This window comes from Cytobacillus praedii (genome assembly GCF_001439605.1).
Classification (GTDB): Bacteria; Bacillota; Bacilli; order Bacillales; family Cytobacillaceae; genus Cytobacillus; species Cytobacillus praedii.
Genome location: NZ_LMBX01000055.1, coordinates 1 through 2,443 on the forward strand (window position 1 = coordinate 1; position 2,443 = coordinate 2,443).

The 2,443-nt window shown below is 33.1% G+C and carries 2 protein-coding genes; one reads left to right on the forward strand and one right to left on the reverse strand.

Features of this window, described 5'->3' with window-relative positions; translation table 11 throughout:
* Nucleotides 1-424: 424 nt before the first annotated feature.
* Nucleotides 425-823 carry a hypothetical protein gene (locus tag ASU02_RS25370; protein WP_057768457.1) on the reverse strand — a complete coding sequence of 133 codons (399 nt, stop codon included), beginning with the start codon at nt 821-823 and terminating at the stop codon, nt 425-427.
* 704 nt (nt 824-1,527) lie between these two features.
* Between ASU02_RS25370 and ASU02_RS25375 the strand changes: the two genes are divergently transcribed.
* The gene (locus ASU02_RS25375) at nt 1,528-2,322 is read left to right on the forward strand and encodes a serine hydrolase (protein ID WP_057768459.1); all 795 of its coding nucleotides are present in this window, start codon (nt 1,528-1,530) and stop codon (nt 2,320-2,322) included.
* Nucleotides 2,323-2,443 lie beyond the last annotated feature (121 nt).

A 2,443-nucleotide genomic window follows, 5' to 3' on the forward strand; every position in this document is an offset into this window, starting at 1 on the left:
ATGCCTAAATTTATTATAACATGATTAATTTTAAAACATTAAATGAAAAGTGTTGACTCATATTAGCTGGTATTCTGTAACAAGGAACAGCGCCTATTTTCGTTATAGGGCCAGATTGTTGAACAAGATCAAAGTATCTAGATTAAACACTTGTTAATAAATTCATAACCCATTTCTTTCACACAAAGGGAAAACAAATGAAAAAGCTTGAAAAGGTTTATAATTATTTTTATAAATTAGACCGCTAGATACCGTGTAATCTTTAACTTAAATCTCTTAATGGAATAAAAAGAAAAATTCCTTCTTTCAATATAAAAGTAGGAATTTTTGTCGTTTTAATATACTTAGGGTTGCTCAAAAGACTAGTTCAGCATAGTGAAATTTAAAAAAGAGACCCCCGATATAAATCCTCGTTTACTATTCGTTAGCCAGACATTTTTGATTGATTGCTTAAAGGATTCGAGCGCATAACCAATGTAAACCAGACGGCAAACCCAAGATAAACTAATGTCAAAATAACGAATAGGAAATGAAACTGCTCCGCCAACTGCCGGATTACGGCAAATAAGACAACGATGAAATGTATCAGATTTCCTAATACGACAGGTTTGTTATAAATGCCGCCGATCCGGGCAGAACGTGTAAACCAGTTCAACATTGCGAACCCTAAATATAGTCCTCCGATGATTTGAAGAAGAATCAGAATAATGGGTGAAGGGTCAAGCCCTAATATTACTGAAATTTCTTCGGGAATAAAGGTTCCTGCCAACCCCAACAAACCCATCATCACGGCACTACTACTCAAAAGCCATTTTGTTTTCATTTGGTTTCCCCTTTTCATCTAATATTGGAATTTTCTAAACAGCATCCAGACAATTCTAAACAAGGCATGTGTTAGCTTCAAACCGCAATAACCCACCAGTACAGTCCTAAGTAATTTAACAGGCTATCATTAAATGGCATCCGAGAAACATAAAATTTGCCTCCCTTTAGGAGATCGATGAAAATTTTAGACATTTTGGGCAAGGGGGGTGCGAAATCTAATGTTCATTTATACGAATTCTTTTATCCATAAGAGTATTTCTTCACCAAATACAACAATCGTTAAATTAACCTTTATATAACCTCTGGATAGGTAATTTATTATATTCGACGAAACTCCACTTCTTACCTTTAAGCAAGAGCTAGCTTCAACAAATTTTAGCGTACCCTAATCAAGAGCGTTCCAGCAGCAAGAATGACTTTCTTTTCTCATGTTTTAGGCCATGCTGGCTTATTACTCGTTGGAGTACCACTTTTCATTCTTGCCAAGTTCTTTGGATGGATTTTCTTATTAGTCCAGCTATTTAACAATCGGGCCATTTAATTGAATAAGACTTTAAAGAAGATTGGATATGTATGTTAGAGTTTAGAAGCAGATTGTGACGTTTTGTACTTATAGTAACGGGGAAGTTTACTTTAATAAGAAGGGATATTTTACTAAAGAGAGAATAAGTGAATATAAAATAGAATAAAGTGGGGTCTAAAATGGAGAAAGTTCTTGATAAATTAAAGGAAATTGAATCAGGTGAAGTAGGAATTATTATTTATTCACAATTAGAGCAGGATATAGTTTGTTCATTGAATAAAGAATTACTTGTACCTCTTGCTTCTGCTGCTAAAGTTGCAATTGCTTTTTGTGTAACACAATTAGTAGCAGAAAGAAAATATAAATGGAATGACATTGTACAAGATATTAGTTTTAATCCAAAAGAAGATAGTAATGAATTATATCCTCACTTTCAGAATAGAGAAACCTTGGCACTGCAAGATGCCGTTGAAGTGATGATAGCCTGTCACGATAGTTTCATTGCGAATAAAATTGTTCAATTTTGTGGCGGATGGGATAAGATTAATAAAAAAATTAAATCAAATTTTAAAAATATAAATATTACTCGAAATCCAATGGATCTAGATAACATTGGAGAATTGAGTCAGATGTTAGAACTTTTGCGTTTTATATTTCTAGAATACAAAAATAATCCTGAGTTATGGATTCCAATTATTAATGGGTTAGTTCGACAACAAGGTGAAATAAAAGGAATACCAACCCATCACTTAAATCATATGACAGGTGGATTAGAAAAAGTTGTATTAGATATTGGGATAATTGGAGAGTTCACTCAAAATCCATTATTATATGTTTTGGGTGCAAAAGACTTGCCTAGTCGATATAAAGATAAAGTAGCGGATGAAAAAATTATAGATGCTATGAAATTACTTTATATTGAGTATTCAAATCAAGAAACCGAAACGAAAAGTGAATGGTCGGCTAATTCATAATGCTTATTGAACTAAAGGGTGCTTTAGTTCAATAACGATCTTCTACAATCGGGCGCTTTCGTATTATAAGGTCAACTAGTAGTGATTACTGGTTGGCCTATTTTATATGGGTTATGCTTTA